Raw genomic sequence first — 26,736 nt, 5'->3', positions numbered from 1 at the left:
CCCGTCCGCGCCGGCGCTTCGGTTTCCTCGGCCGTCAGCGACACCGCCGCAACCACGCACCCGACGGCCACCATCACCGCGACCGCCACCCGCACTCGGCCCCGCCGCGACCCCACCGAACCGCCGCAGTGCCGGCACGCCATTCCCGGCAGCGGGCCCCGGCCCACACCGCCGCACTCGTCGCACGCCATAGCGGCACACCCTAAGGCCGACTCAGCGGAGTTCCTCCGGGCATGCGGTGCCTCGCGGAAAGAACTTGTACGGCGCCGACAGCCGGTACACGCCCGCCTTCGGAGCCACCAGCTCCGTCCACTCGTCGCCCTCCCCGTCCGCCTCCGCCTTCAGCAGACAGCCGGACTCGTTGAGGAAGACCTTCTCCAGCTCCGTCGCCGACGCCTCCCGCGCCGCCTTCGACGCCTCCGTCTCCTCCGGCGGCTCGATCTTGCCGCCGTTCTCGTCGACCAGCGCCAGCCACGGCGAGTACGGCACCCGGATCAGGACCCGGCCCGGGGCGTCGACCTCGATCACGACCTCGTTCGCGCCCGCCCGCCGCACCTCGGCCGGCGGGTCCGCCAGCGGGGTCGGGTTCTCCACCTCGTACAGCCGCCAGTTCTCGTCCGACCAGACCTGCCTCAGATACGGCAGCCCGTCCCCGACCAGCTCCGCCTCCAGCTCGGCGCCCGAGTCCGGTGCCCCGGTCGGCAGGACCACGTAGTGCACCGCCCAGCGGTCCAGCCAGTCCTGGTAGTTCACGGCGTTGAGGGTGTCGTCGTAGAAGAGCGGGTTCCGCTCCATGTCCGCCTGCCGGTTCCAGCCCCGCGCCAGGTTGATGTACGGGCTGAGCGCCGAGGACTCGCGGTGGCTGGACGCCGGCACGACCTCCACCCGCGCCTTCTCCGCCCCGCGCACCTGGAGCTGGTTGATCAGCGGCGCGACCTCCCGCGTCCACGACGCGTCAGGGGCGGTACGGATGACGTCGTCGACGCCCTTGAAGCCGATCCAGAAGTTCAGCCCCACGAACGCGAGCACGATCGCGTACCACTTACGGGAGCTCGGCACCGCGTACGGCAGCGCGGCGAGCAGCACGACGCCCGCGAAGAGCATCACGAGCCGCGAGACGTTCGACCCGATCTGCGAGTCGATCAGCCAGGTCAGCAGCGTGCCCGCCGCGTACACGGCCGCGCCGGTACGGACCGTGCGCCAGTCGCGCGGTACGAGCAGGAAGCACAGCACCCCGAAGAGGAACGGCAGCGCCGTCGACGCCCACGACATCGGCTGCGTACCGGAGAAGGGGAACAGCCAGGAGGAGAGCGCGACGACCAGGACCGGGGCGAGGCCGAGGGCGTACGCGCCCGGCCGGCGCCGGTTCAGGAAGAGCGCCGCCGCCGCGACCCCGAGGAAGAGCCCGGCGACCGGGCTGCAGGCGGTCGCGACACCGGCGAGCGGGGCGGCGACCGCCGCCTTCGCCCACCGCTTACGGCGCCAGCGGTGCGGCCAGCAGAACACGGCCGCGACCGCGCCCAGCGCGAACATCATGCCGAGCCCGAACGTCACCCGCCCCGACAGCGCGTTGCACAGGAACGCGAAGACCCCGGCCAGCGAGCACGCCAGCGGATTGCGCACCGCCCGCACCCGCACCAGGATCAGCGCCGTGAGCCCGGCCGAGACCGTGCCCGCGATCATCATCGTCGAACGGACGCCGAGCACCGACATCACGTACGGCGAGACGACGCTGTACGAGACCGGGTGCATCCCCCCGTACCAGGCGAGGTTGTACGCGGAGTCCGGGTGACGGCCCACGAACTCGGCCCACGCGTCCTGCGCGGCGAGGTCGCCGCCACTGTTCGCGAACAGGAAGAACCAGAGGACGTGGGTGAGCGCGGCCACGGCCGTCGCGATCATGACGGGGTAACGACGGCGGCGCCGGGGACGCCGCCCGGGAGACGCCTCGGCGGGCTGCCGGGGGGTCGGGACGTCTACCGGGAGGTCTGCGGCGACGTCCGCCGGGAGGTCTACGGGGACGTCTGCCGGGACGTCTGCCGGGACGTCTGCCCGGGGGTCTATTCGCGAGGGCAGAGAGGTTCGCGGCGACGCACTCTCGTCGGCGCGTGCCGGCTCGGCGGTGGTCACTCGCGGCCCTCTCCCGTGCTGCTCCCGAACTGCCTTTCGCCCATGTCCTGGTCCCCGGAACGCTAACAGCAGGGCGTCCCCTTCGAGACCGGGGACGCCCTGACACGTCAGCCCAGACGGGTCAGCTTCCTGTCGAAACCGGGCTCCACGAGGTCGGTCTGGAGGGAGACGGGTGAGCTGACCTTGCCGGCGCCGGTGCCGATGGACACCTGGCCGACGATGTCGCCCGCCTTGCCGGCGTGCGGAACGGCCCTGCCGCCGTCGGTCAGCGCCAGGTCGACCTTCAGGCCCGGCCAGCCGACGGCCTTGAGCTCCTTGTCCGCGACGACGGGGGTGCGGCCGCCGAGACCGTCGTCGACGTAGCCGACGACCTGGCCCTTGCGGACCACGGCGGCGGAGGTGACGTCCTTCTGGGCCTGCTGGATCAGCTTGAGGCTGTAGTCGATCGACAGCTGGAGCTTCTCGTGCAGCAGACCGGCGTCCTTCGCACCCATCACGACACCGAGGATCCGGCGCTCCTTGCCGTCGACCACGGTGTTCGCAGACCAGAGGAGGTTGCCGCCGGCCGGGGTGGACGAGCCGGTCTTGATGCCGGAGACACCGGGCTCGAGAAGGATGTTGTTGTTGTTCTCGATCCGGCCGGGGATGCCGTCGACAGTCAGGTTCGGCATGTTCACGATCTCGCGGAACACGTCGTACTGCATGACCGCCTTCGCCAGCTTCAGCTGGTCCAGCGGGGTGGAGACGGTGGTCGACTGAAGGCCGGACGGGTCGGTGTACGTCGAGTCCGTCATCCCGAGGTCCTTGGCGGCGGCGTTCATCTTCTCGACGAACGCGGCCTCCGAGCCGGCGTCCCAGCGGGCGAGGCGCCGCGCGATGTTGTTCGCGGATGGGATCATGAGGAGCTGGAGGAGCTCCTTCTCCGTGTACGTCTGGCCTTCCCTGACGGCGGCCGTCGACTCGTCCTGGGAACCGGCCTCGTCGGCGGCCTTCTTGTCGATGCTGATCTCGGGACCGTTCTCGTTCCCCTTGATGGGGTGGTCGCGGAGGATCACGTATGCCGTCATCGTCTTGGCCACGCTGGCGAGCGGGGCGGGCTTCTGGGCCCCGTACGTCCCGAGCGAGCCGACGCCCTCGACCTCGGCGGCGCCCTGGCCCTCGGTGGGCCACGGCATCTGGAGCTCGCCGCCCGCGAAGGTGAAGGTGGGGGCGGCGGAGAGGGTGAGGGTGGGCGCCGGGAGCGGCCGTACGAACTGTACGACCGCAAAGACGATCAGCAGCAGGACGACGAGCGGCGTCCAGATCCGCACCCGCCGAAGGGTGGTGCGGAGGGGGGTCGGCGGCGGGGGCGGGGTGTTGGTCAGCTCGGCGAGCAGGTCGAGCGGGGGCAGCGGCGGCATGGGCTGCTGCTTGGTCCGCTCGGCCTCGGTGAGCGAGGGCGGCGGCGGGGGTACGGGGGTGGGGGCGGGGGCGGCGGGTGCCTTGGGGGCCGGGGCCTTGCCGTGGACGTCGGGGCGCAGGGGCACGAACGCGCTCGTGCGCTCGGCGTCGGGCTCCGGGGCGCTCGGGGTCTTGGGCAGCGGCGGGATCTTCAGCGCGGTCGTCGGCTGATCCACGACGGCGGGCCGGACGGCCTTGAACACGGTGGTGGGCTGATCGACGGCGGCGCCCTCCTCCCCGCCGGTCTTCCGCGTGGCGAACCAGGACTCCCCGGCGGGGCGAGCCTCGCTGCCGGGTTCGGTGCCGGTGCCGGTGCCGGTGCCGACGGAAGCCTCACGGGCCGCCGGACGGGCTTCGGTGCCGACGGAAGGCCCGTCGGCCGGCGCCTGGGGCTCGCCGGAGCGGGCGCCGGACGCGTCCTGGGAGCCGTCGTCGGCACCCGCGGCGGCAGCGGCGGGAGTGCCGTCGCCAGGAACGTCCGCCGAACCGACGGCAGCCCTGCCGTCGCCGTCGGCGGCGTCCCCGCCGGACCGGTCGGCCTCATCGGCCACGGGGTCGGGGACGGTACCTGCGGAAGCCTCGTCGGCCGCCGGGGCGGCGGCCGTGTCCGACGCCTCGTCGCTGACGGTCCCTGCACCCTGCGGCGCCGTGGAAGGCGTGACGTCGGCGTCAGCCGCCGTCACGGAGGCCGCGCCCAGAGCGTCGTCGCCGTCGGCGTCGGCGCCCAGCGGCGCGGAGGGCGTGACGTCGGCGTCAACGACCGCCTGGCCGCCCGCCGCAACGGAGTCCGCACCCGAAGCATCGTCACCAGCGGTCCCAGCGCCCGGCGCGGAGTCCGCGCCCGGAGCGTCGGCGTCGCCGACGGCCGCCGTGTCGTCAGGGGCCGCTGCCGCGGCCCCGGGCGCCTCCGTACCTGCGTCCTCGGCCTCGTCGCCGGAGGCGACCCACGCCGCCACCGCCGCCCTCAGGCGGTCACCCTCAGCCGGTTCCGACGGTTCCGACGGCTCCGACGGCGCGTCGTCCTCCGAGGTCCGTGGGGACAGCGTCTTGAAGACGGCCGTCGGCTGGTCGACCTGGACCGGTGACGCGGGCTCACGGAGTACCGACAGCCGCGGATCCCGGCCACCGCCACCCGCGGGCGTCTCCTTCGAAGACTCCTGCTGCTCCGCCTTGTCGGGGGACTCGCCCGCCACCGTGCCTCCTCCATGCGTCATGCGTACGTCCGAACCGTCTACCAGTGTCCTGTGTGAACCCCTTGGCCCCCGTGCTAGACGAGAACGACATACCTACTGGTTCCCGTACGAACCACCCAGGCACTCTCGACAGATGAATGTGAGAGGGGTCACCCTGTGACTCATCCACGCGGGGAGGCATGGATGGGCAGGAGCCGCAGAACAATTCCGGAGGAGCTTCTGCTGCTCGCTCTGGACCCGGCCACGGGTACCACAGCGCAGCCGCAGTCGCTCGACCTCGGCCTGGCCGGAGCACAGCTAGTGGAGCTGGCTCTGGCAGGACGGATAGCCCCTGACGGGGATCGTATCGCCGTGGTGATGCCACGGCCGACCGGAGATCCGACCTTGGACTCCGCACTGGAGCTGCTGCGCCGTCGCGGCAGCCCGGTTCGGGCTGTCCATTGGATTGGCGGGCCCCGACTGGGGCTGCGTCAGATCTACCTCGCTCATCTGGAGCGCTGCGGCATGGTGCATGCCGTGGAGGGCCAGATGTGCGGAGTACTGCCGACGACTCGCTACCAGGCGACGGACACGGCGATCAGCCGGGACATCAGGGCCCGGCTGGACAGTGCGATCCGCACCGGTGTACCGCCGGACCCGCGGACCGCGGCGCTCGCCGCGCTGGCCCACGCGGTCGGACTCGGCAAGCACCTGTACCCGGGGAACGAAGGACGGTCGTCGCGGTCCCGGCTGCGCGACCTGATCCGGCACGACCCCATGGGCGGACTCGTGGCGCACGCCGTGATGGACGTCCAGAACGGTGTGGCCGCCCAGCCGCGCCGCAGTGCGCCGGGCCCGGGTGGCGTGCCACAGCAGCCGCGCCGCGGCAGCATGGCGCGTGCGGCCGTGCACTGAGCACGTACGCACCACCCAGTACCACCGAGTACGTAGCACCGCAGAACCCGATCCGGGAGCCGCACGGACGACGTGTGCGGGGTAGCCGTCACGGCCACCCCGCACACGTTGTCGTCATTTCCCAGCGCACACCACGCCTTTGGTGGCAGTCTGCCAAGCAGTAGATACTCACAGCTACGCAGCCGACAGCCGGAGGTGCAGTTTCCGTGGCGTCCAACGTCAACCCCACCGTCAGGCGACGCCGATTGGGCCAGGAGTTGCGCCGGCTCCGGGAGCAGAAGAACATGACGGCCGAGCAGGTGGCCGAGCGTCTTCTGGTGTCGCAGTCCAAGATCAGCCGGCTCGAGAACGGCCGCCGGTCCATCAGCCAGCGCGATGTCCGTGACCTGTGCGGCGTGTACGAGGTCGAGGACGAGCGCGTCGTCGAGTCGCTCATGCAGATGGCCAAGGACTCCCGCCAGCAGGGCTGGTGGCACGCCTTCGGCGACATCCCGTACAGCGTCTACATCGGCCTGGAGACGGACGCGGAGAGCCTGCGGGTGTACGAGCCGCAGATCATCCCCGGCCTGCTGCAGACCCACGGCTACGCGGAGGCCGTGATCAGCGGCGCGCTGCCGGAGTCGAGCCCGACCGACATCGACAAACGGGTCACCGTCCGCACCCGGAGACAGGACCGGATCAAGGACGAGGAGCGTCCGCTGCGGCTGTGGGCGGTCATCGACGAGGGCGCGCTGCGCCGGGTCGTCGGCAACAAGCAGCTGATGATCGAGCAGTTGGAGCATCTCGTCGAGCAGTCGCACCTGCCGCACGTCACCGTCCAGGTGCTGCCGTTCGACATGGGCGCCCATCCGGGCATCAGCGGGCATTACGCGATCCTGGAATTCCCGGACACGTCCGACTCGAGCGTCGTCTACATCGAGGGCGTGACGAGCGATCTGTATCTGGAGAAGGCCCAGGACGTCGCCAAGTACAGCGTCATGTACGAGCATCTGCGGGCGCAGGCGCTGAATGTCGAGGCGACCCGGGAGTTCATTTCGGACATCGCCAAGTCCTATGCCGCGGGCTGATCCGAATTCTCTGATTCGGGGGTGAAAGCGGCTATTCGGCCCGCCCCCCGAGGAAGAGGTGGGTACGGTACACCCCCGACTCGCCCCAGCGGAAGCCCACTTGGAATATGCCATCCGGTCGGGTGAACGCCGCCCCCACGCGGCGGACCCGGCGAGTAGCGTCGATCACGCCAGCACGAAGGTTGGCGCGACACACTACTGGCAGAACCGGAGTGAAGAACATGGCCATTATTCAGGGCGCTACGGACACCTGGACGAAGTCCTCCTATTCCGGCGGCAATGGGGCTTGCGTCGAAGTCAAGTCCCCCGTCGTCGCGGCGATCGCGGTCCGGGACTCCAAGGCCCCCGAGGGTCCGTCGATCGCTTTCGGGTCGGCGTCGTGGAACGCCTTCGTCGGCGAAGTGAGCAACGGGGCCCTCTGAGCCCGGGCATGAACACCGCACAGCACCAAAGGAAAGAGCCCTCTCGACCGGTCCGCCGTCCTGGCCGAGGGGGCTCGGCCTTGCCCTCGTTCCGTACGGCTCAGCGCAGCTCGTCCACGTACCGGTCCGTGCCCGGCACCGTCGGGATGAACGGCGCCACCAGTTCCACCCGGCCCGCCTCCCCGCCCACCGTCTCCAGGTCGGCGAAGTGCTCCGCCCAGCACGCGCGCGGGTCGTGCTCCAGGAACCACAGCAGGGTCAGCCGGGTGTCGACCCCCTCGACCTGCTTCACGTAGGTCATCCGGTCTCCCGGCAGCGGCGTCGGGCGGAAGACCGTCACCATCGCGGCTGGTGAGCCCGCGAGCCGCGTCGGCAGTTCGCGCGCGACCAGCCGCTCGAGCAGCTCCGCCCGGGCCCCGGGCCCCTCCGCGTCGATCACCTGGAGGATCAGGCCCTGGTACGGGTGGTCCAGGGCGTGGAAGTCGCGCGGCCCGGCCGCCCCGTCCCGGTACACGGTCGCCTCGTGGTCCTGGAAGGCCGTGAAGACGTGCGTACGGTCGCGGTAGACGCGGGCGTCGCGGTTGAGCCGCTTGTTGATGGCGACGGTCCACTTCATGTGCTCGTCGTAGCGGCCGTCGGTGACCCAGTACGTGGAGAGGTAGCAGCCGGCCGTGACGGGCTGGGCGACGGCGGACTTCTCCGGCCGGCGCAGCTCCTGGAGTTCACGGGTGGCGACCCAGCGGCGACCCGCGTACATCCAGGGCATCGCCATCGCGCCCGCGTAGTAGTGGTCGTCCTCGTACCAGCGGTTGTACGCGTACTCGTGGCCCGGGTGCGGTTCGACCATCGTGATCAGCGCGTGGCCGGGACGTATCCCGTACGGCCCGACCGCCGCCAGCTCCGCGTACGTCTCGGCTCCCGTATCGCCGTCGTGCATGCCCGTACCCCTTCCCTTGCCCTCCGGAGGCTCCTACTCTGACGGGTCGTCAGATCGATCGCCAGACTCGGGAGGCACCCGGATGCTGCTCCAGGGAAAGACCGTGGTCGTGTCGGGTGTCGGCGCCGGGCTCGGGCACCGGATCGCCGAGACGGTGGTACGCGACGGGGGCAACGCCGTGCTCGGGGCGCGCACCGAGGCCAACCTCGCCAAGTCGGCGGCGGAGATCGACCCGGAGGGCCGCCACACCGCGCACGGCGCCACCGACATCACCGACGAGGCGCAGTGCGAGGCGCTCGCCGCGCTCGCGGTCGAGCGCTTCGGCGCGATCGATGCGGTCGTCCATGTCGCCGCCTGGGACAGCTACTTCGGCGGGATCGAGGACGCCGACTTCGCGACCTGGCAGGGCGTCCTGGACGTCAATCTGCTCGGCACCCTGCGGATGACCCGCGCCTGCCTGCCGGCCCTGAAGGAGCGCGGAGGCGCGGTCGTCCTCATCGGTACGCAGTCGGCGGTGGCCGCACCCTCGCAGGTCCGGCAGGCGGCGTACGCGGCCTCGAAGGGGGCGCTGACCTCGGCGATGTACTCGATGGCCCGGGAGTTCGGCCCGCACCGGATCCGGGTCAACACCGTGCTGCCCGGCTGGATGTGGGGCCCGCCGGTCCAGGCGTACGTACGGTTCACGGCGGACACCGAGAGTGTGCCGGAGGCCGAGGTGCTGGCCCGGCTCACGGACCGGATGGCGCTGCCGGAGCTTGCGACGGACGGGGACGTGGCGGAGGCGGCGGCCTTCCTCGCCTCGGACCGGGCGCGGGCGATCACGGGGCAGTCGCTGCTCGTCAACGCGGGTGAGCTGATGCGGTAGCGCCCGCGCGACTCGTAGGGGCTGCACGGTACGCGACGGCGGACCGTGCGGCCCTTTTTGACCCCATCTGGATTCACAGATATGAACACAGGTCAGGAAGCAGAACGATTTTGCTTGTTCTTGACCCTACTCCGCGTTGTCCTGGGTCCGCAACTCCCCACACCATGAACGGCGTTCACAAGGCGGACCGGACCCCTGGAGGGGGCTCAATGAACAGTCTCGACTGGGCCGTGCTCATCGGCTATTTCGGCGTCATGGTCGCGATCGGAGTCTGGTCCCACAAGCGCGTGGACAACGTCTCCGACTTCTTCACCGCCGGCGGCAAGATGCCGTGGTGGCTCTCCGGCATCTCGCACCACATGTCGGGCTACAGCGCGGTGATGTTCACCGGGTACGCCGGCATCGCGTACACCTACGGCGTCACCTCGTACGTCACCTGGTCCTTCCCCATCGCGATCGGCATCGCGATCGGCGCGCACCTCTTCGCGCCCCGGCTCAACCGGCTCCGCTCACGGCTTCATGTGGCCTCCCCGCTGGAGTACCTGAAGAACCGGTACAACCTGCCCACCCAGCAGGCGCTCGCCTGGTCGGGCGTGCTCCTCAAGATCGTCGACGTGGGCGCCAAGTGGGCCGCTATCGCCACCCTGCTCTCCGTCTTCACCGGGATCTCCCTCAATCAGGGCATCCTCATCACCGGTGTGATCACCGGCATCTACTGCACGGTCGGCGGACTGTGGGCCGACGCGCTCACCGAACTGGGCCAGTTCGTCATCCAGTTCTTCGCCGGCATCGCGATGCTCGTCGCCGTCCTCGCCAAGCTCGGCGGGGTCAGCGCGCTGTGGGAGGTGTGGGACCGGCCCGAGCTCCAGGGGCACACGGCGCCGACCGCCGGCCCGTACACGCTGACGTTCCTGCTCGCGTATCTCTTCATCAAGACCTTCGAGTACAGCGGCGGCATGTGGAACCAGGCCCAGCGCTACATGGCCACCCCCAACGCCCGCGAGGCCACCCGCTCCGGCCGGCTCTCGGCGGTGCTGTGGTTCATCTGGCCGCTGGTCCTCTTCTTCCCGATGTGGGTCGCTCCGCTGCTCGTCGACCCCAAGAAGCCCGACGCCTCGGACTCGTACGCCCTGATGACCGAGCAGCTGCTGCCACACGGACTGCTCGGCCTGGTCATCGTCGGCTTCTTCTCTCACACGATGGCCATGTGCTCCTCCGACGCCAACGCCATCGCGGCCGTCTTCACCCGTGACATCGCGCCCGTCATGAGCAAGGCCGCGCGACGCTGGACGCAGCGGGCCGGGCTGATCGCGGCCCGCTGGTCGACGATCGCGTTCCTCGGCCTGTCGATGGCGGTCGCCACCCAGGTCAACTCGCCCACCTTCAAGGACATCATCACCGTCGTCATCAAGTGGGTGGCCGGTCTGATGGGCCCGATCGCGATCCCGTTCATGCTGGGTCTGCTGAGGACCTTCCGGAAGTCCGGCCCCACGGCGGCGCTGGTCTCCTGGGCTGCGGGTCTGTTCGCCTTCTGGCTGACCAACTACGGCCTGGACGGCATCGAGCTCCAGATCCAGATCGTCTCGCCGCTCGCCACCTCCCTCATCCTCTACATCCTGATCGGCTTCATCAGGCCGGAGGACACCCCGGAGCGGGACGCGGTCCTGGACCGGATCAACTCGGACGGCGGTGCCTCTGCCGTACCGCCGCAGGCCGAGGGCGAGCGCGCCACTCAGCCCCTGGGGTAGCGGGCGAGCCAGCCGGGGTGCGACTCCGCGGGGCTGTGCAGGGCGGCGCCCTGGGTCATCTCCATCGCGAAGTCGTCCGCGAGTTCGAGCACCGTGGAACGGCCCTCCAGCTCGGCCAGCCAGGCCGGCGGGAGGGCCGTCTCGCCGTGCAGGGCGCCGAGCAGGGCGCCCGTGACGGCTCCCGTCACGGCCGACGGGCCGTCGTGGTTGACCGCGAGGCGCAGGCCGTGGCGGATGTCCTCGCCGACGAGCGCGCAGTACACGGCGGCGGCGAGCTGGCCCTCCGCCCGGTCCTCGTCCGCGCCGAGATCGGTGACCCGTGTCGCATTCGGCATCCCCTGGCGTACGGCTCCGAGCGCCCGCTGGAGCGCGTCGGTGACGGGTTCGTGGCCGGGGCGCTGGGTGAGCTGGGCCAGGGCCCGCTGGACCGAGCCGTCCACGCTCTCGCCGCGTGCGAGACCGTGCACGACGACGGCGAGCGCGCCGGCGGCGAGGTAGGCGGCCGGGTCGCCGTGGGTCTGGGCCGCGCACTCCACGGCGAGCTGGCACACCAGCTGCGGCTCCCAGCCGACGAGGAGTCCGAAGGGCGCCGAGCGGACGAGCGCCCCGGAGTCGGTCGCGCCCGGGTTCTTGGGCCTGTCGAGGGTGCCGAGGATCTCGTCGCCGAATCCGGTGAGGCAGGCGCGGGCCGGGTCGCGGCGGGCGTAGAGCCACTCCTCGCGGGCGAGCCAGCCGTTGTCCTTGCGGCGCTCGTCGGGGCCCCAGTCACGCTGGGTGGCCGCCCAGCGCAGATGGGCACGGTGGACGTCGGTGGGCGGGTGCCAGGCGCCGGTGTCGCGGCGGACCTGGGCGCGTATCAGTCCGTCGACGGTGAACAGCGTCATCTGGGTGGCGGCGGTGACCGCGCCGCGTCTGCCGTGCGCGGGGACCGGCTCGGTGAGGCCCTCCAGGCCGTGGGCGGCGCGTATCTCCGCCAGCGAGAGCCCGGCCACCCCCGCCCCGAAGGCGTCGCCGACGGCGCCGCCGAGGAGGCAGCCCCGGACCCGGGCCCGGAAGTCCTGCTGTTCGGCGCGGCCCCACACGGCCGCTGCGGTCGTGGTCACGGTGTGCCCTCCCCCGGAAAGCCCTCGGCGTCGCACAGGTCTCGCAGCACTGTAATGGACCGTGTTCGCACGTTCGCAGGACAGAACGTTTTGCGATCCGACGCCTTTCTGCCCCTCTTCGACCGCAGTTCACCGAAAGGTTCGTCGCGACGTGAACCGTCCGCCGCTGAAGCAGGGCCTCGGCATCGACGCCCACGAGCTCAAGGGCCTGAAGCGGGACCTGCTGGTCGGCTGACGCCCTCCGCTGCCGCGCTCAGGGCGACCGTCCTCGCCCTGACCGGCCCGAGAAGGGCGTCGAGGCGGGCGGCGTCGGCCCCCGGGGAGTCGGCGAGCTCCACGAGGAGGTTCCGGAGGTCGACGACGTCCGCCCAGAAGTGCGGCAGCCCAAGCATCCGCCGCCAGGCGCGCTCGGCCGCCTCCCACCGGGCCAGGGCAGCCTGCGCGACGACCAGCGTGCCGAGTTCCTCGACCGTCGGCTCGTCCGGGACGGTGAAGGTGTGCTGCCGTTTGTACGCCAGCCACAGCTCCCGCGCACCCTCGGTCCCCAGGATCCGGCTCTCCGCCGTCGCGAGCAGCAACAGGCCCTCCTTCTGCCCGGCCTCCCGCATCCGCTCCGCGGCCTCCCTAGCCTCCTGGAGCCGCCCGAGGCGCAGCAGCGTCCAGGTGAGCGTCTCCAGCCGCTCCCCCCGGTCGCCCGGCGGCATGGCCAGCATCAGGTCCAGCGCTTCCTGATGGCGCCCCAGATGGAACAGGGCCACCGTCCGACGACCCGCCTTCCACCTGGAGCCGACGTCCGGGCACCGCGCCAGATCGGCGAGTGCCCGACCGGACAGGCCCACCAGTTGGAGCAGATACGCCCTCTTCTCCAGGGCTTCGGTCTCGGACCCGCGGCTCGCGGCGACCAGGTGGTCCATGTCGGCCAGGCCGCTCGACGGATCGCGGAGGAGGCACCGCACGTATGCCCTGCGTTCCCGCGCCCAGCGGTGCTCCGGATCGAGTTCCAGAGCCCGGTCGAGGTCGGCGAGGGCCTCGTGCAACCGCCGGGCCGCCGTACGTGCCGACGCCCGGCGGACCCAGGAGGCCACGGAGTCCGGGGCGAGCGCCGCCACCATGTCGCACCGGGCGCGCCCCTCGTCCGTTGCTCGGGCCTCCCGGTAGGCGACCAGACGCAGCAGCAGCAGCGCCTCCACCCCGGGCGCAAGCTCCACCGCCCGCTCCAGGTCGTCCAGTGCGCGCAGCGGCTGCCGCGTCTTCCGGTACGCCTGGCTCCGCACACTGAGGGCGTACCAGCTGTCCGGGTCCAGCTCGAGCGACCGGTCGAGATCCTCCACCGACCTCTCGAATCGCCCGGCCCCCAGATGCGCGTCGGCGCGTTCCCTGAGCGCCATGGCCGTGTCGTCGGCGGCCTCGACCGCCCGGTCCAGCGCGGTGAGCTGGGCGTCCGCGTCCCCCAGCCGCTGGAGGATCCGCGACCTCTGCACCATGGCCCAGCCGTAGTCCGGCCGCATGTCGAGGGCACGCTCCAGATCCGCGAGCGCTTCGTCGAGGCGCCCGAGGTCCGTCAGCGCGAGGGCCCGGCTGCCCAGCGCCCAGGAGTAGGACGGGTCGAGGTCGAGGGCCCGGTCGTAGTCGGCGAGCGCCTGCTCGTACCGGCCGCGCCTCGCGTGTACGAAGCCACGTTGACCAGGCACCCACGCCATCCGCGGACGCATCTCCTCCACCCTGTCCAGGTCGGCGAGGGCCCCGGCCTCGTCCCCCGTCTCCAGGCGCACATCGGAACGCTGCAGCAGCGCCCACCAGTACTCCGGATCGATCTCGACAGCGCGGTCCAGATCGGTCAGCGCCTCCCTCGCGCGCCCCAGCCGGAACCGCGCCTGACCGCGCGTCGCCAGCACCTCGGCCCGCTCGGGTCCGAGCGCCAGCGCCCGGTCGCAGTCCGCCACCGCCTCCTCGTACCGTTCGAGGCGCCGGTGGAGCTCTCCTCGTTCCCTGAGGATCCACGGCGTGTCCGGCGCATGGGTGTCCGCCCGGTTCAACCGTTCCAGGGCTCCCGCCAGGTCGCCCTGGAGCAGAAGCACCATCCCGAGACCGTAGTGGGCCCGGGCGCACTCCGGGTCGAGGGCCAGCGCCCGCTCGTAGTCGGCGGTCGCGCGGGCGTGATCCTCCGCCCACCGGCGGTACTTGGCGCGCACGACCAGCACGGCCACCTGGCCCTCCGGCCCGAACCCCGCGCGCGACAGCAGGAGGCCGAGCAGCGCGGCCGGCGGCTCGCTCGCGCTCTCCAGGGCCGCCAGCGCGTCCCCGCCCCACCCGCGCAGTACCTCCGCGTCCGTGTCCTCGCCCGCGTCGGCGAGCACCCGCGCCCAGCGGCGGGCGGTCGCCACGCCCTCGTCGCAGGCGTCGACGCCGTCGCGGAGCACCGCGGGCAGCGCGGACTCCGGGGCCGCGCACAGTCGGTGGTACGACTCCTCGAGGCGCGCGTCCCGCCAGGGCCCGAGCTCCCAGCGCTCGCCCTCCGGCACGCCCTCGCCGGCCGCCTCCGCCCGGGCCGCGAAGGCGGCGGCCAGCCTTTCGTGGTCCTCGCTCCAGCGGCGGGGCGAGCGCGTGCGCCGCAGGTGCAGCATCGGGCCGCGGACGACGTCGTGGTACTGGAGATGCCCGTCCCGGTCGGCGACGAACGGCAGGGTCCGCAGCCAGTCGAGGAGCGCCGGATCCTCCTGGGAGACGGAAGTGAAGACCTCCTCGTCCAGGCGCCGGGGCAGCGCTCCGGCCTGGGCGGCGGCGCGGCGGACCGGGTCAGGCTCCCAGCGCAGGAAGCGGTCCACGGCGGTGGCGCTGGGGGCGCCGACCTCGCCAGGATGTGCGGCGAGGGTGGAGACCAGGACCGGGAGGCCCCCGGAGAGCCGCAGCACGTCCTGGACGACGCCCTCGTCCACGACTCCTTTCGCCGTGAGGAGTTGCCGCGCCTCCGCCTCCGTGAACGGGTCCAGCGGCATGTCCTGGACGAAATCGGCGAAGTCGGACCAGTAGGCCGGTTCGAGCCGGTCGCGGCCGGCGACGACGAAGACGGTGGCGGCCGGCAGCGCTCCGTACCGCTCGGTGGTGATCAGGTCGCGCAGCCAGCCGTCGAGATAGGACGCGGTGCGCTCGTACGTGTCGAAGAACAGGGTGAGCCAGGGGACCTCGGCCGCGACCCGCTCCAGGTCGGTCAACAGGACGGGGGTCAGGACGCGCACCGGGTCGAGGACGAGCTGGACGTCGTCCTGGTTGCGGAACCGGGCGCTGAGGACCGCCCGCAGCCGGTCGGTGCCGTGGGCGAGCCGGGACGGGTCGACGGCTCCCGCGAAGGCGCCCACGACGGGGAGCATCCCGGCGCCGATCAGCCCCGCCTGGGCCAGGGCCGAGCTGCTCGCCGAGGGGGCCGCCCCGGGTGTCTCCTCGCTCTCCCCGGAGACGGCCGACGCCGCCTCGGCCTCGTGCCGCCGCTGCCGGTAGGCGGCGAGCTGCCGGTCCAGCGTCTTGAGCGGGTGCCCCTGCCGGGCGAAGCAGGCGGCGATCTCGGCCATGACCTCGGGGACGCTGTTCAGCCCCTCGTCGACGTAGGCCGTCACCGCTCCTCGCCCGGCCGCGACATCCCTCAACCGGCCGACGAGCGTGGTCTTTCCGACGCCCGCGTCGCCCCGCACATGAAAGACGAAGCGATGCCGGTCGTCCTCCACCGGGAGGTCGAAGTTCTCCCGGAAGAGGGCGAGTTCGTCGCGCCGGCCGACGAACCCGGCCCTCTTGCGCCGCTGGAGCAGCTCCTGCATCGAAGGCCGCGCGCCGCTGGTCATGCGCCGAGTCTCCCAGCCGGGACCGACCCGCGCGAGCCGTTCCCCGGCCTCAGTCCCCCAGCACCGGCAGCAGTTCGGGCAGGTGCCCGTCCGAGGCCGTCGCCGCCCGCTGCCTCTCCTCCGGGACCTCGTCGTACAGCGTCGTGCGGGGGCGGGACGGGCGGCCCGCCGTCTCCGCGATGGCGACGAGGTCCTGGACCGAGCGGTAGGAGCCGTAACTGGAGCCCGCCATGCGGGAGATGGTCTCCTCCATCAGCGTGCCGCCCAGGTCGTTGGCGCCCGAGCGGAGCATCTCGGCGGCGCCGTCCGCGCCGAGCTTCACCCAACTGGTCTGGATGTTGGGGATGTACGGGTGGAGGAGGAGGCGGGCCATCGCCGTGACCGCGCGGTTGTCGCGGACCGTCGGGCCGGGGCGGGCGATGCCCGCGAGGTAGACGGGGGCGTTGGTGTGGATGAAGGGCAGCGTCACGAACTCGGTGAAGCCGCCTGTCTCCTGCTGGATGGCCGCCAGCGTGCGGAAGTGGCCCAGCCAGTGGCGGGGCTGGTCCACATGGCCGTACATCATCGTGGACGAGGAGCGGATGCCCAGCTCGTGGGCGGTCTTCACCACCTCGATCCAGGCGGCGGTGGGCAGTTTGCCCTTCGTCAGGACCCAGCGGACCTCGTCGTCGAGGATCTCGGCGGCCGTGCCGGGGATCGAGTCGAGCCCGGCCTCCTTCGCCGCCGTCAGCCACTCCCGGATCGAAAGCCCGGTCCGGGTCGCTCCGTTGACGACCTCCATCGGGGAGAAGGCGTGCACGTGCATACCGGGCACGCGTTCCTTCACGGCCCGCGCGATGTCGAAGTACGCCGTGCCCGGCAGGTCCGGGTGGATGCCGCCCTGCATGCACACCTCGACCGCGCCGACCTCCCACGCCTGCTGGGCCCGGTCGGCGACCTGGTCGAGCGAGAGGGTGTACGCGTCGGCGTCCGTGCGGCGCTGGGCGAAGGCGCAGAAGCGGCAGCCGGTGTAGCAGACGTTGGTGAAGTTGATGTTCCGCGTGACGATGTACGTGACGTCGTCGCCGACCGCCGACTTCCGTACGTCGTCGGCGATCCGGGTCAGCGCGTCGAGCGCCGGCCCGTCGGCGTGCAGCAGGGCCAGGGCCTCCTCGTCGGTGAGCTTCGTCGGGTCGTCGGCGGCGGTCGCCAGGGCCGCCCGTACGTCCGTGTCGATGCGCTGCGGGATCATGCCGGGGGCCGCCGCCTCGCGCAGCGCCTCCCAGTCGCCGTACACCTCGTCGAAGTCCTCGCGGCGGTCGTGGGTGCGGCCGGTGGTGTCGATCGTGCGGTGCAGGTCGGTGCGGCCGGCGGCGGTGAACGCCTCGTCGGGTTCCTGCCAGGGCAGTCCGCGCACGATCGCGTCCGGGTTGGCGAGCCCCGTCTCCGGGTCGGCGAGCGCGCGGACGTGCGGGAGCAGGCGGGGGTCGAGCCAGGGCTCGCCGCGGCCGACGAACTCCGGGTAGACGCAGAGCCGTTCGCGCAGTTCGAAGCCGGCGGCGCGGGACTTCTCGGCGAGGGTGTCGATCTGCGGCCAGGGCCGCTCCGGGTTCACGTGGTCGATGGTGAGCGGGGAGATCCCACCCCAGTCGTCGATCCCGGCGCCGATGAGCCGGCCGTACTCCTCGTCGACGAGGTTCGGCGGGGCCTGGAGGCAGGCGCTCGGGCCCATGATGTGGCGGGCGACGGCGATCGTGGCGATCAGGTCGTCCAGTTCGGCGTCCGGCATGCCGCGCATGGCCGTGTCCGGCTTGGCGCGGAAGTTCTGGATGATCAGCTCCTGGACGGAGTGGTACGCGCGGGAGACGCGGCGCAGCGCGAAGAGGGACTCGGCCCGCTCCTCGTACGTCTCGCCGATGCCGATGAGCAGGCCGGAGGTGAAGGGCACGGAGGAACGGCCCGCGTCCTCCAACACCCGCAGCCGGACGGCCGGTTCCTTGTCGGGGGAGCCGTAGTGCGGGCCGCCGGGCTCGGACCAGAGCCGGGTCGCGGTCGTCTCCAGCATCATGCCCATGGACGGGGCGACGGGCTTGAGCCGCTGGAAGTCGGTCCAGGACAGCACGCCCGGGTTGAGGTGCGGGAGGAGGCCGGTCTCCTCCAGGATCCGGATCGCCATGGCCCGTACGTACGCGAGGGTGTCGTCGTACCCGTGCGCGTCGAGCCACTCGCGCGCCTCGGGCCAGCGGGCCTCCGGCTTGTCGCCGAGGGTGATCAGGGCTTCCTTGCAGCCCAGTTCGGCGCCGCGCCGGGCGATGTCGAGGACCTCGTCGGGGGACATGAACATCCCGTGCCCGGCGCGGCGCAGCTTGCCGGGGACGGTGACGAAGGTGCAGTAGTGACACGTGTCCCGGCAGAGCCGGGTGAGCGGGATGAACACGCTCTTGGAGTACGTGATGACCCCGGGCCGCCCGGCGGCCTCGAGGCCCGCGTCCCGCACGCGCGCGGCGGAGGCGGCGAGGTCGTCGAGGTCCGCACCCCGCGCCTGGAGCAGCACGGCGGCCTCGGCGACATCGAGCGCGACGCCGTCCCGGGCCCGCTTGAGGGCGCGCCGCATGGCGTTCTCGGTGGGACGTCCTGCCTGTCCGGAGCGTTCGGGCTGCTGATCCGTCATGGACCGAGCATACGAGTGCCCTCGGAAAGCCGGGCCTCCTCCCGAACACTCGGTCCGGTCACTCCGTGTCCTTGGGGTTCCGTGGCGCCGCGTAGACCAGATGCACCGTGCGACGCGCCTCGTCGACCAGGTAACGAACCCGGCCTCCGGCGGTGACCTCGTACTCCCACTGTGGATAGGCATGGCCGCCCAGCACGCCGGTGGCGAGACGGCCACGGAGTCGGTGCTGCCGGTCGGGGTCCCCGTGTGCCACCGGATCCCGGCGCAGCGCCTCGAAGCACCGCCGGGTGTTGCCCGGTGCCTCCGCCGCGAGTTCGCCCCAGCCCTTGGCCGCCTCGTTCGTCGCGAACCGCAACCGCCACTCCGTGCCGATCGCCGGTGGGGCGACGTCGTCCCCGCGCTTCGGGCTCACGGCGCGGACACCTCGCCGTGGTCCTCGTCCGGGAGCGCGCGGGTGAGCGTCTCCGTCAGGGCCGGATCGGCGAGGATCCGCGCCGTCGCCCGCCATTCGACGATCGTCCGGTGCAGGTTCGCGTGCACGTCCAACTGCACGGCGTCGTACGTCGCGTCGATGAGCTCCTGGACGAACTCCCTGAGCTCCTCGGCAGAGAGGTGCCGCACCCAGGGAAAGACCGCGGGAAGCGCTCGCGCTATGGCCCGGGCACCGTCGTCGGCCGCGAGGAGCGCGGCGAGCAGGCGGGCGGTGATCTCGGCCGTCTCCTCCCGCTCCTGGTCGTGACGGGCCGTGGTGAGGTAGAGGTCCTGCCCGTCCCGCCGCGTGACGAGCAGGCGATGCGCCTTGTCGAGCGTCTCGGAGACTCGCTTCGAGTTCTTGGAGAGCTCGGAGAACGAGACAGTCGGGGTCACCATGCCCTCGACCATACTTCGGAACGTATTCCGAAGTCAACGCGGCTGAGTATCCGCACCCACCCCGCCTGAGATCCCCCGCGCATACCCGGCCGCCACACCCCGTCCTACGATCATGATCATGACGAACGACGAGCTGATGGACGACGTGACGGAACCGCGGACACCGGCGCGGAGTGCCCTGAAGATCACCCTCTACGTGGTGCTCGCGGCCGTCGCCCTGCCCGTGCTGCTCGTCGTCGGGTTCCTCGTCGTGTACGCCGTCGAGCGCGGGACCGACGAGGGGTATCCCGAGGTGGCCCCGGAGGTGATGGCCCAGCGGGCCACCTCGCGGACGCAGGAGCTGTACGACGTCGCGGGGATCGGCGGTGAGCTGCCGCCGGTCATGGCGGGCGCGGACTACCACGCGGCCGAGAACACGATCTCCGCCGACCTCTGCTACCCCACGGGCCTGGAGTCCATCGCCGACGAGCCTGTGGAGGGCGCCTACCGGCTCGGGCACAACTGGCGGATCGCCGGCGTCTCCGAGCAGGAGGGCATGCCCGCGCTCCGCCGGCTCCGCGCCCACGTGGAGAAGACCGGCTGGGCCGTCACCGACTTCCGTGCGAGCGGCGACGACTGGGTCCTGCGGGCCCAGCGCGACGAGGACGAGTACGACTCCGATCGGATCGTCGTCACCTGGCGGTCCCACTGGCAGACCCTCGACGGCTACACGGCCATGTCCTGCGCCTACGACCCCTCCGGCGCCGGCGGCGACGAAGCCGTCGCGGACGTGAAGCCGCCGACGCTCCGTTGAGGGCGGCGCTGACGGCCGGTCAGAGGTACTGCGCGTACTCGTCCAGCACCCCCAGCACCTCCGCCTCCTCCCCCGGCGGCAGTTGCAGCACGACCTCCTCGCACCCCAGCTCCTCGTAGTGCGCGAGCTTCCCCGGGTTCGGGAGGACCGCGTACGGGACGACCTGGAGAGCCTTCGGGTCGCGGCCGGCGCGTTCCCAGGCCTCCCGCAGCACCGGCATCGACTGCGTCAGGCCCCGCCCGCCGATCGGCATCCAGCCGTCCGCGTACTCGGCGACCTGCGCGAAGAGCTTCGGTCCCGCCGCCCCGCCCAGCAACGTCCGGGGCGCGCCGCCCGGCGGCTTGGGCCAGGCGTAGGACGCCCGTACCGACACCCCGAACTCGCCCTCGTACGCCGTCGGTTCGGCCGCCCACAGCGCCCGCATCAGCCGCATTCGCTCCCGGCCGAGCTCGCGCCGGGTCGCCCACTCCACGCCGTGGTCGGCGGCCTCCTCCTTGTTCCAGCCGAAGCCGACGCCGAGGGTGAAGCGCCCGCCCGAGAGGTGGTCGAGCGTCGCGATCTGCTTGGCGAGCGCGATCGGGTCGTGCTCGGTGATCAGCGTGACGCCCGTGCCGAGCCCGAGCCGCTCGGTGACGGCGGCGGCCTGGCCGAGGGCGACGAAGGGGTCGAGGGTACGGCCGTACTCCGGGGGCAGTTCGGCGCCCGCCGCCGGGTACGGGGTCGTCCGCTCGGTCGGGATGTGGGTGTGCTCGGGGAGGTAGAGCCCGGCGAAGCCGCGCTCCTCCAGCTCGCGCGCGAGCCGCACGGGCGTGATGGTCTCGTCGGTCAGGAAGATCGTGGTCGAGATCCGCATAGCGGCACGGTAGGGCGTGCGGCGGGGATTTCCGAGAGGTGCGACACGACAGGCCTCTTGCGTTGTCCGGGAGTTCATGCCCTCCTACGAAGGTGCCGGACATGAGCGAACCGACCAGACGAACGCTCCTCATGACCTCAGCCGCGTCCGCCCTTACGTTGGGAAGCGTGAGCTTCGCCCACGCCTCCCAGGACGGCGGCGACCGTACGGAGACGGTCGGCGGCACGCTGCCGCCCGGCTCCCCCGACTATGTGTACCTCCCGGTCGAGATCCCGCGCGGGGTGCGCGAGATCCATGTCTCGTACGCGTACGAGCGGCCGGCCGTCCCCGCCGGGACGCAGGGCAACGCCCTGGACATCGGCATCTTCGACCAGCGCGGCACCGAGCTCGGCGGCAAGGGCTTCCGGGGCTGGTCCGGCGGGGCGCGCAAGGAGTTCTTCCTGCGCACCGACGAGGCGACGCCCGGCTATGTCGCCGGTCCGCTGAAGGCCGGGACCTGGTTCGTCGTGCTCGCCCCGTACACGGTGGCGCCGCAGGGGCTCACGTACTCCGTGACGATCACCCTCCGCTTCGGCGCCTCCCTGCCCGTCGCGAAGGCGGTGTACCCGCCCGAGCGGGCCGCGGGCCGGGGCAGGGCCTGGTACCGCGGCGACAGCCACGTCCACACCGTGTACTCCGACGGGCGCCGCACCCCCGCCGAGGTCGCCGCCCTCGCGCGCGCCGCCGGGCTCGACTTCCTCACCACCACCGAGCACAACACCCATGCCGGGCACGGCGCGTGGGCCGATCTCGCCGGGGACGACCTGCTGATCCTGCTCGGCGAGGAGATCACCACCCGCAACGGTCACGTCCTGGCGCTCGGCACGGACCCGGGCACTTTCCTGGACTGGCGCTACCGGGCGCGGGAGAACCGTTTCGGGCACGTCGCGCGCGAGATCCGCCGGGCGGGCGGCCTCGTCGTCCCGGCGCATCCGCACGCCACCTGCATCGGCTGCAACTGGAAGTTCGGCTTCGGCGACGCGGATGCGGTCGAGGTGTGGAACGGCCCCTACACCCCGGACGACGAGGTGTCGCTGGCCGACTGGGACGCGGCGCTCGCCAGGGGCCGCTGGACCCCGGCGACGGGCAACAGCGACGCGCACCGGGACCCGGACCGGGTCGGCTCCCCGCAGACCGTGGTCCTGGCCGACGACCTGAGCCGGGAGGCGATCCTGGAGGGCCTGCGCGCGGGCCGTTCGTACGTCGCCGAGTCCTCGTCGGTGTCCCTGGACTTCACGGTGACCGACGGCCGGGGGCGTACGGCGGGCATCGGCGAGCGGCTGAAGGTCCCGGCGGACGAGCCCGTCACGGTCCGGCTGACGGTGACCGGCGCCCCGGCGGGCGGCTCGGTCCGCTTCGTCACGGACCAGGGCGTCCTGCACACGGCGCAGGGCGCGGGTCCGGTGGAGTGGGTGACGACGGCCGCGTACGCCTCGTACGTACGGGCGGAGGTACGGCACCCGGCGACGCTCCCGCCGCTGCCGGGGGCGCTCGCGGCCTTCACGAACCCGGTGTTCCTGGAGGCCCGCCGGCTCAGCCCTGGTACTCGCTGAGGTCGATGACGTGCACCCGCAGCGGGACGCCGAAGACCGGGTGGTCCGTCTCGCGCTCCGGGGTCATGCCGAGTTTGCGCATGACGTTCTCGGAGGCGGTGTTCGAGATGTGGGCGATGCTGACGATCCGGTCGAGGCCGCGGTCCTGGAGCGCGAACTCGAGGACCGCGTGGGCGGCCTCGGAGGCGTACCCCTGTCCCCAGAACTGCCGCCCGAGCCGCCAGCCGATCTCCACCTCGTGCCGCAGCTCGGGCAGGTACTCGGGCACCGAGAGCCCGGCGAAGCCGATCAGCTCGCCGGAGCCGAGGAGCTCGACGGCGAAGAGCCCGAAGCCCTCCTCGTCCCACTCCTCCTCCCACCGCTCGATGTCCTCGGCGGTCTCCTCCAGATCGCGGGTGGAGCCGTCGCCGATCCAGCGCATGACCTCGGGGTCGGCGTTGATCTCGGCCATGGGGACGAGGTCGTCGTCGGTCCAGCGGCGCAGGACGAGTCGGGGCGTGAGGATCTCGGTCATGGGTCCATCATCGCGCGTCGCCGGGGATCGCCATAGCGAGCAGGGACACTGTCCGGTGCACGTCAGAAATGCGTGTCGCGTCGGCGATCATGCCTGCTTGGATGGCGGCATGCTGACGCGACTCGAGACCTATTACGACGCGGTCCCCCGATCCGCCGCCCGCGCCGAGGAGTTCGGCCCGCTCACCCTGTTCGTACGGGAGGGGCAGGGCTGGCCGTACTACGCGCGGCCCGCGCTCGGCCACGCCGGGGAGGTTCCGGCCGAAGCGGTGGAGAAGGTCCGGGCCCGGCAGCGGGAGCTGGGGGTGCCCGAGGCGTTCGAATGGGTCGCGGAGACCACGCCGGGGCTGCGGGCGGCCGTCGAGGCGAGCGGCCTCGTGGTGCACGAGCACCCGCTGATGGTGCTCACGGCGGAGCCGGAGGAGCTGCCCGCGCTGCCGGAGGGCGTGACGGTACGGATGGTGGGCGCCGACGACCCGGCCCTGGAGGCCGCGGTGGCCGCCCCGTACGCCGCCTTCGGCGCCACGCCGGCGCCCGGCGCCGCCGCCCAGGTCGCGGCCAGGATCGAGGCGGGCCTCACCCGGCTCGCGGCGGCCCTCGACCCCTCCGGCGCCGCCCTCGCGGCCGGCCAGCACCAGCCGGTCGGCCCGGTCTCCGAGGTCGTCGGCGTCGGCACCCGCCCGGAGGCGCGCCGACGCGGCCTCGGCCTCGCGGTGACGGCCACGCTCGTGGCGGACGCCCGCGATCTGGGCGTGGAGACGGTCTTCCTGACGGCCACGGACGACACGGTCGCGCGCCTCTACGCCCGCCTGGGCTTCCGCACCGTCGGCACGGCGCTGATCGCGGAACCGGCCTCCTGAGAGGACTTCTCCGGAGGTGTCACATCCGCGTCGCGCACCATGAACTCGCGCACCATGAAGACGTCGACCGGGTCCTCGGACTCGACCGAGAAACCCGCGCGCTCGTAGAGGCGCCGGGCCGCACTGCCCTGCAGTACCTGGAGCCGCACGGGGAGGGACTCCTCGTCCGCCCGGGTCAGGAGTTCCCGCAGGACCGCCGTCCCGAGGCCCTGTCCCTGGGCCTCGGGAGCCAGGTAGAAGTGCTCGAGGTACAGCCCCTGCCCGTCCTCGGACGGGCGGAGCGTCACACAGCCCGCGAAGGCCCCGCCGGACTCGACGACCTGGGTGTGCTCCGGCGAGAAGCCGTCCCGCAGCCGCTGCCGCACCCGATGGTCGTCGTAGCGGCCGAGCCGCACGAGGTCGTCGCGCATCACCGTCGCCCGCAGCTCGGCGATCGTCTCCACGTCCTCCGCCCGCCCCGGGCGCAGCGACCACGTCAATGTCGTATGCACGTACGCATCCTAGGGAGCGCCCGCCGGGGCTATGTGGTGGCGGGTACCGGGATCTCGGGCGCGAGCACCGTCGCCGGCAGGCCCACGTACGCGGTGATGCCGTTGCCGTCCGTCGGGCGCAGCTCCACGTGCGCGCCCAGGCGGGCGGCGAGCCGGCCGACGACGTAGTGGCCGAGGTAGCGGGTGGGGGCGACCAGGAAGCTCTCGTCGCCGGACAGCCGGGCGTTGGCGCGGGCCAGGTCGTCCGCGCCCATGCCGACGCCCCGGTCGACCACCGCCAGGCAGTACTCGTCGAGGTCCCGCCAGCCGTACACCTCGACCGGCAGCTGGACGGCGGAGTAGACGAGCGCGTTCTCGATCAGTTCGGCGAGCAGGTGCGACAGGTCGGCGACGGCGTCGCCGCGGATGCGGCAGGGTTCGATGTCGGCCGTCGCGACCCGCTGGTAGTGCTCGACCTCCGCGACCGCCGACTGCACCACCTCCCGGGCGGTGACCGTGCCCGGCCAGGCCCGCTGTGGCTCCTGTTCCCCGGCGAGGACGAGCAGCGACTCGGCGTTGCGCCGCATCCGGGTCGCGAGGTGGTCGAGTTCGAAGAGTTCGCCGAGTGCCTCCGGGTCGATCTCCTGGCTCTCCAGGGTGGTGATGAGCCCGAGCTGGCGTCGCAGCAGGCTCTGGTTGCGGCGGCCGAGGTTGGCCAGCGACTCGGAGGTGTTACGGCGCAGGGCGGCCTGTTCGGCGGCGAGGCCGACGGCCGTCCGCTCCACGTTGCGCAGCGCGGTGGCGAGCTGCGTGATCTCCTGGGCGCTGCCGGGCACGTCCGGACGGTACGGAAGCGACGTGGCCGCCTCCGTACCGCCGTCCGCGTCCTGGATGCGTCGCACCGCCTCCTGGAGCCGTACGCCCGCCACCTCGTCGGCCTCCTCGGCGAGCGCGCCGAGCGGGCGGGTGATGGAGCGCGCGGAGAGTACGGCGAGGGCGGCCGCGACCGCCACGATGAGGAAGCCGAGCGCGACGAACCCGGCGAGCTGCCCGGTGGCCGCCGAGCTGAGCTGCCCGGCCCGGGCCCGCGCGTCCGCGCCGACGCCGCGCTGCACGCCGTAGAGGTCGTCCACGAGGACGGTCATCGACGTCCACCACAGGTCGGGGTCGACGGTGACGCGGGAGCCGTCGGCCGCCGCGGCTGCCCGTTTCTCCAGCTCGGCGACGCGGCGGGCGTCGGTGGTGGCGAGGGCCTTGTCGAGGGCCGCGCGCTGGGCCGGGGTCGCGGACGTGGCGTACTGGCGCAGGGCGGCGACCCGATCGGCCCGTACCTCGGCGAAGGCCAGGTACTCGTCGGCCCGGAAGCGCCCGGCGGCGAAGACCCCGTTGAGGGAGCCGCGCTCCAGCGCCACGGACTCGGTGGCGTCGCCCAGCGCCCGCAGCGCGTCCATGGCGTCACCCAGGGCCCGGTCGCCCCCGGCTGCATCGGCGCTGTGGCTGCCGGTGAGGGTGGCGATGGCGTCGGTGTAGAAGGCGAAGCTCTCGGTGCGCGAGCCGCCCGTGTCGACCGTCGAGCGCACCGTCGTCAGCCGGCCCAGTGGGTCGGCGCCTGGCAGGTCGCCGAGCGCGGCGCGGGCGGTGTCGGAGCGGGCCCGCTGGGCGTCGAGGTCGTCGCGGTACTGCCGCGCGCCGCCGAGAAGCCCGTTGCTGAGCCCGCGCTCGCGCTGGAGTTCGTGGACGAGGGCCTGGACGGCGAGGACGCGGTCGACCCGGTCGCGGGTCTCGCGGGCGGCGGCCCAGTCGCCCGCGCGGTCGGCGACGGCGAGGCCGGTGAGGACGAGGAGGAGGCAGGTCGGTACGGCGAGGACGACGGCGACCCGACCGCGGATGGTGCGCCAGCCGGGGGTCAGCCGTACGAGGCGCCGGATGACATGTGCTGTGGGAGTCACGCCGTACGACGGTAGACAGGAGCGCGTCGCCCGCCATTTCCCTTCCGTAAGAGGGCAGTTGCGCTCCACTCACCCTGGCGGGTTCGAACGGAATGTGGCGGGGGTCACCTGCGCGTAACGCGCGCGTCCGCCGTGGCCGCGGACCAGCCGCTCGTAACCCACCGTGCGGCCCTCGCGTTGGTGCGGGCATGAAGAAGATCCTCACCGCAGCCCTGACCGGTCTCGCCGTCGCCGGGAGCATCGGCGCCGCCGGGTCCGCCGTCGCCGACACCACCACCGACCTCGGCAACGCCAACCTTCCCTCCGTCGTCCCGCTGAGCGGCCTGCTGAACCCCCAGGGGAAGCAGATCCCCGTCGCGGACATGCCTCCCGTGAACGCGGCCGTGGAGCGCCTGCTCCCCGGGCACTGAGAGCCGAAGGAAAAACGAACGAGGTGGGGGGGGGGGGGGGGGGGGGGGGGGGGGGGGGGGGGTGGGGGTGGGGGGTGGGGGGGGGGGCGGGGGGGGCGGGGGCGCGCCCACAGCAAGCAGTCTGCGCATGCCTATCGCTACCTT

General features: G+C 72.3%; 20 protein-coding genes and 1 pseudogene. 9 read left to right on the top strand and 12 right to left on the bottom strand.

Annotation, left to right across the window (positions count from 1 at the left end; genetic code table 11):
• Window positions 1–213: 213 nt before the first annotated feature.
• Both ACZ4VI_RS17095 and ACZ4VI_RS17090 read right to left on the bottom strand, forming a co-directional pair.
• Window positions 214–2,130 carry an MFS transporter gene (locus ACZ4VI_RS17095; protein WP_468000012.1) on the bottom strand — a complete coding sequence of 639 codons (1,917 nt, stop codon included), beginning with the start codon at window positions 2,128–2,130 and terminating at the stop codon, window positions 214–216.
• A gap of 107 nt (window positions 2,131–2,237) precedes the next feature.
• Entirely contained in the window at window positions 2,238–4,784 is a 2,547-nt protein-coding gene (locus ACZ4VI_RS17090; RefSeq protein WP_468000011.1) for a D-alanyl-D-alanine carboxypeptidase family protein, read from the bottom strand.
• 162 nt (window positions 4,785–4,946) lie between these two features.
• Between ACZ4VI_RS17090 and ACZ4VI_RS17085 the strand changes: the two genes are divergently transcribed.
• From ACZ4VI_RS17085 to ACZ4VI_RS17075, 3 genes are all read left to right on the top strand, one after another.
• Complete coding sequence (locus ACZ4VI_RS17085) at window positions 4,947–5,657, top strand: GOLPH3/VPS74 family protein (RefSeq protein ID WP_468000010.1); 711 nt, start codon at window positions 4,947–4,949, stop codon at window positions 5,655–5,657.
• 206 nt (window positions 5,658–5,863) lie between these two features.
• Window positions 5,864–6,724: a helix-turn-helix domain-containing protein gene (locus ACZ4VI_RS17080; protein WP_468000009.1), complete on the top strand. Its 861-nt coding sequence runs from the start codon at window positions 5,864–5,866 to the stop codon at window positions 6,722–6,724.
• 221 nt (window positions 6,725–6,945) lie between these two features.
• Window positions 6,946–7,146 carry a DUF397 domain-containing protein gene (locus ACZ4VI_RS17075; protein WP_137988782.1) on the top strand — a complete coding sequence of 67 codons (201 nt, stop codon included), beginning with the start codon at window positions 6,946–6,948 and terminating at the stop codon, window positions 7,144–7,146.
• 100 nt (window positions 7,147–7,246) lie between these two features.
• On the opposite strand, the gene ACZ4VI_RS17070 is transcribed toward ACZ4VI_RS17075, so the two are convergent.
• Window positions 7,247–8,083 carry a hypothetical protein gene (locus tag ACZ4VI_RS17070; RefSeq protein ID WP_468000008.1) on the bottom strand — a complete coding sequence of 279 codons (837 nt, stop codon included), beginning with the start codon at window positions 8,081–8,083 and terminating at the stop codon, window positions 7,247–7,249.
• A gap of 82 nt (window positions 8,084–8,165) precedes the next feature.
• Here ACZ4VI_RS17070 and ACZ4VI_RS17065 point away from each other — a divergent pair, with 82 nt between their 5' ends.
• Window positions 8,166–8,948, top strand: coding sequence for an SDR family oxidoreductase (locus tag ACZ4VI_RS17065; protein ID WP_468000007.1), 783 nt, complete (start codon window positions 8,166–8,168; stop codon window positions 8,946–8,948).
• A gap of 209 nt (window positions 8,949–9,157) precedes the next feature.
• Window positions 9,158–10,696 carry a sodium:solute symporter family protein gene (locus ACZ4VI_RS17060; RefSeq protein ID WP_468000006.1) on the top strand — a complete coding sequence of 513 codons (1,539 nt, stop codon included), beginning with the start codon at window positions 9,158–9,160 and terminating at the stop codon, window positions 10,694–10,696.
• Here ACZ4VI_RS17060 and ACZ4VI_RS17055 read toward each other — a convergent pair.
• The 5 genes from ACZ4VI_RS17055 to ACZ4VI_RS17035 all read right to left on the bottom strand — a co-directional run bounded on the left by ACZ4VI_RS17055 (window position 10,681) and on the right by ACZ4VI_RS17035 (window position 19,152).
• Entirely contained in the window at window positions 10,681–11,799 is a 1,119-nt protein-coding gene (locus ACZ4VI_RS17055; RefSeq protein ID WP_468000005.1) for an ADP-ribosylglycohydrolase family protein, read from the bottom strand. The two genes, ACZ4VI_RS17060 and ACZ4VI_RS17055, sit on opposite strands and share 16 nt — an antisense overlap.
• Window positions 11,800–11,999: 200 nt before the next feature.
• Entirely contained in the window at window positions 12,000–15,632 is a 3,633-nt protein-coding gene (locus ACZ4VI_RS17050) for a tetratricopeptide repeat protein (protein ID WP_468000004.1), read from the bottom strand.
• Between the two features lie 49 nt (window positions 15,633–15,681).
• Window positions 15,682–18,282: a bifunctional FO biosynthesis protein CofGH gene (locus ACZ4VI_RS17045; protein WP_468000003.1), complete on the bottom strand. Its 2,601-nt coding sequence runs from the start codon at window positions 18,280–18,282 to the stop codon at window positions 15,682–15,684.
• Between the two features lie 58 nt (window positions 18,283–18,340).
• Window positions 18,341–18,694 carry a hypothetical protein gene (locus tag ACZ4VI_RS17040; RefSeq protein ID WP_468000002.1) on the bottom strand — a complete coding sequence of 118 codons (354 nt, stop codon included), beginning with the start codon at window positions 18,692–18,694 and terminating at the stop codon, window positions 18,341–18,343.
• On the bottom strand, window positions 18,691–19,152 hold the full coding sequence (locus tag ACZ4VI_RS17035; RefSeq protein ID WP_468000001.1) for a prevent-host-death family protein: 462 nt from the start codon (window positions 19,150–19,152) through the stop codon (window positions 18,691–18,693). Before ACZ4VI_RS17035 ends, ACZ4VI_RS17040 begins: the two co-directional genes overlap by 4 nt.
• A 118-nt stretch (window positions 19,153–19,270) precedes the next feature.
• On the opposite strand from ACZ4VI_RS17035, the gene ACZ4VI_RS17030 reads away from it, so the two are divergent.
• Window positions 19,271–19,945 carry a hypothetical protein gene (locus tag ACZ4VI_RS17030; protein ID WP_468000000.1) on the top strand — a complete coding sequence of 225 codons (675 nt, stop codon included), beginning with the start codon at window positions 19,271–19,273 and terminating at the stop codon, window positions 19,943–19,945.
• Window positions 19,946–19,964: 19 nt separating this feature from the next.
• On the opposite strand, the gene ACZ4VI_RS17025 is transcribed toward ACZ4VI_RS17030, so the two are convergent.
• On the bottom strand, window positions 19,965–20,798 hold the full coding sequence (locus tag ACZ4VI_RS17025; protein WP_467999999.1) for an LLM class F420-dependent oxidoreductase: 834 nt from the start codon (window positions 20,796–20,798) through the stop codon (window positions 19,965–19,967).
• Between the two features lie 101 nt (window positions 20,799–20,899).
• On the opposite strand from ACZ4VI_RS17025, the gene ACZ4VI_RS17020 reads away from it, so the two are divergent.
• Window positions 20,900–22,390: a CehA/McbA family metallohydrolase gene (locus ACZ4VI_RS17020; protein ID WP_467999998.1), complete on the top strand. Its 1,491-nt coding sequence runs from the start codon at window positions 20,900–20,902 to the stop codon at window positions 22,388–22,390.
• Here ACZ4VI_RS17020 and ACZ4VI_RS17015 read toward each other — a convergent pair.
• On the bottom strand, window positions 22,371–22,904 hold the full coding sequence (locus ACZ4VI_RS17015; RefSeq protein ID WP_467999997.1) for a GNAT family N-acetyltransferase: 534 nt from the start codon (window positions 22,902–22,904) through the stop codon (window positions 22,371–22,373). The genes ACZ4VI_RS17020 and ACZ4VI_RS17015 overlap by 20 nt on opposite strands.
• Before the next feature lie 109 nt (window positions 22,905–23,013).
• On the opposite strand from ACZ4VI_RS17015, the gene ACZ4VI_RS17010 reads away from it, so the two are divergent.
• Window positions 23,014–23,763: a GNAT family N-acetyltransferase gene (locus ACZ4VI_RS17010; RefSeq protein ID WP_467999996.1), complete on the top strand. Its 750-nt coding sequence runs from the start codon at window positions 23,014–23,016 to the stop codon at window positions 23,761–23,763.
• A 44-nt stretch (window positions 23,764–23,807) separates the two neighbouring features.
• Here the strand turns inward: ACZ4VI_RS17010 and ACZ4VI_RS17005 are convergent.
• Both ACZ4VI_RS17005 and ACZ4VI_RS17000 read right to left on the bottom strand, forming a co-directional pair.
• Window positions 23,808–24,254, bottom strand: a pseudogene (locus ACZ4VI_RS17005) (GNAT family N-acetyltransferase); the annotation flags it as partial.
• 29 nt (window positions 24,255–24,283) lie between these two features.
• A complete protein-coding gene (locus ACZ4VI_RS17000; RefSeq protein ID WP_467999995.1) occupies window positions 24,284–26,182 on the bottom strand; it encodes a sensor histidine kinase in 1,899 nt (632 codons plus the stop codon).
• Window positions 26,183–26,370: 188 nt separating this feature from the next.
• Between ACZ4VI_RS17000 and ACZ4VI_RS16995 the strand changes: the two genes are divergently transcribed.
• Window positions 26,371–26,592 (top strand): hypothetical protein, encoded by a 222-nt coding sequence (locus ACZ4VI_RS16995; RefSeq protein ID WP_467999994.1) that lies wholly within the window; start codon window positions 26,371–26,373, stop codon window positions 26,590–26,592.
• The last annotated feature ends 144 nt before the right edge of the window (window positions 26,593–26,736 follow it).

It is taken from the genome of Streptomyces sp. NPDC029169 (assembly GCF_055563935.1).
Note: the sequence above shows the minus strand (reverse complement) of the source record. Positions and strands in the feature narration are given on the sequence as shown.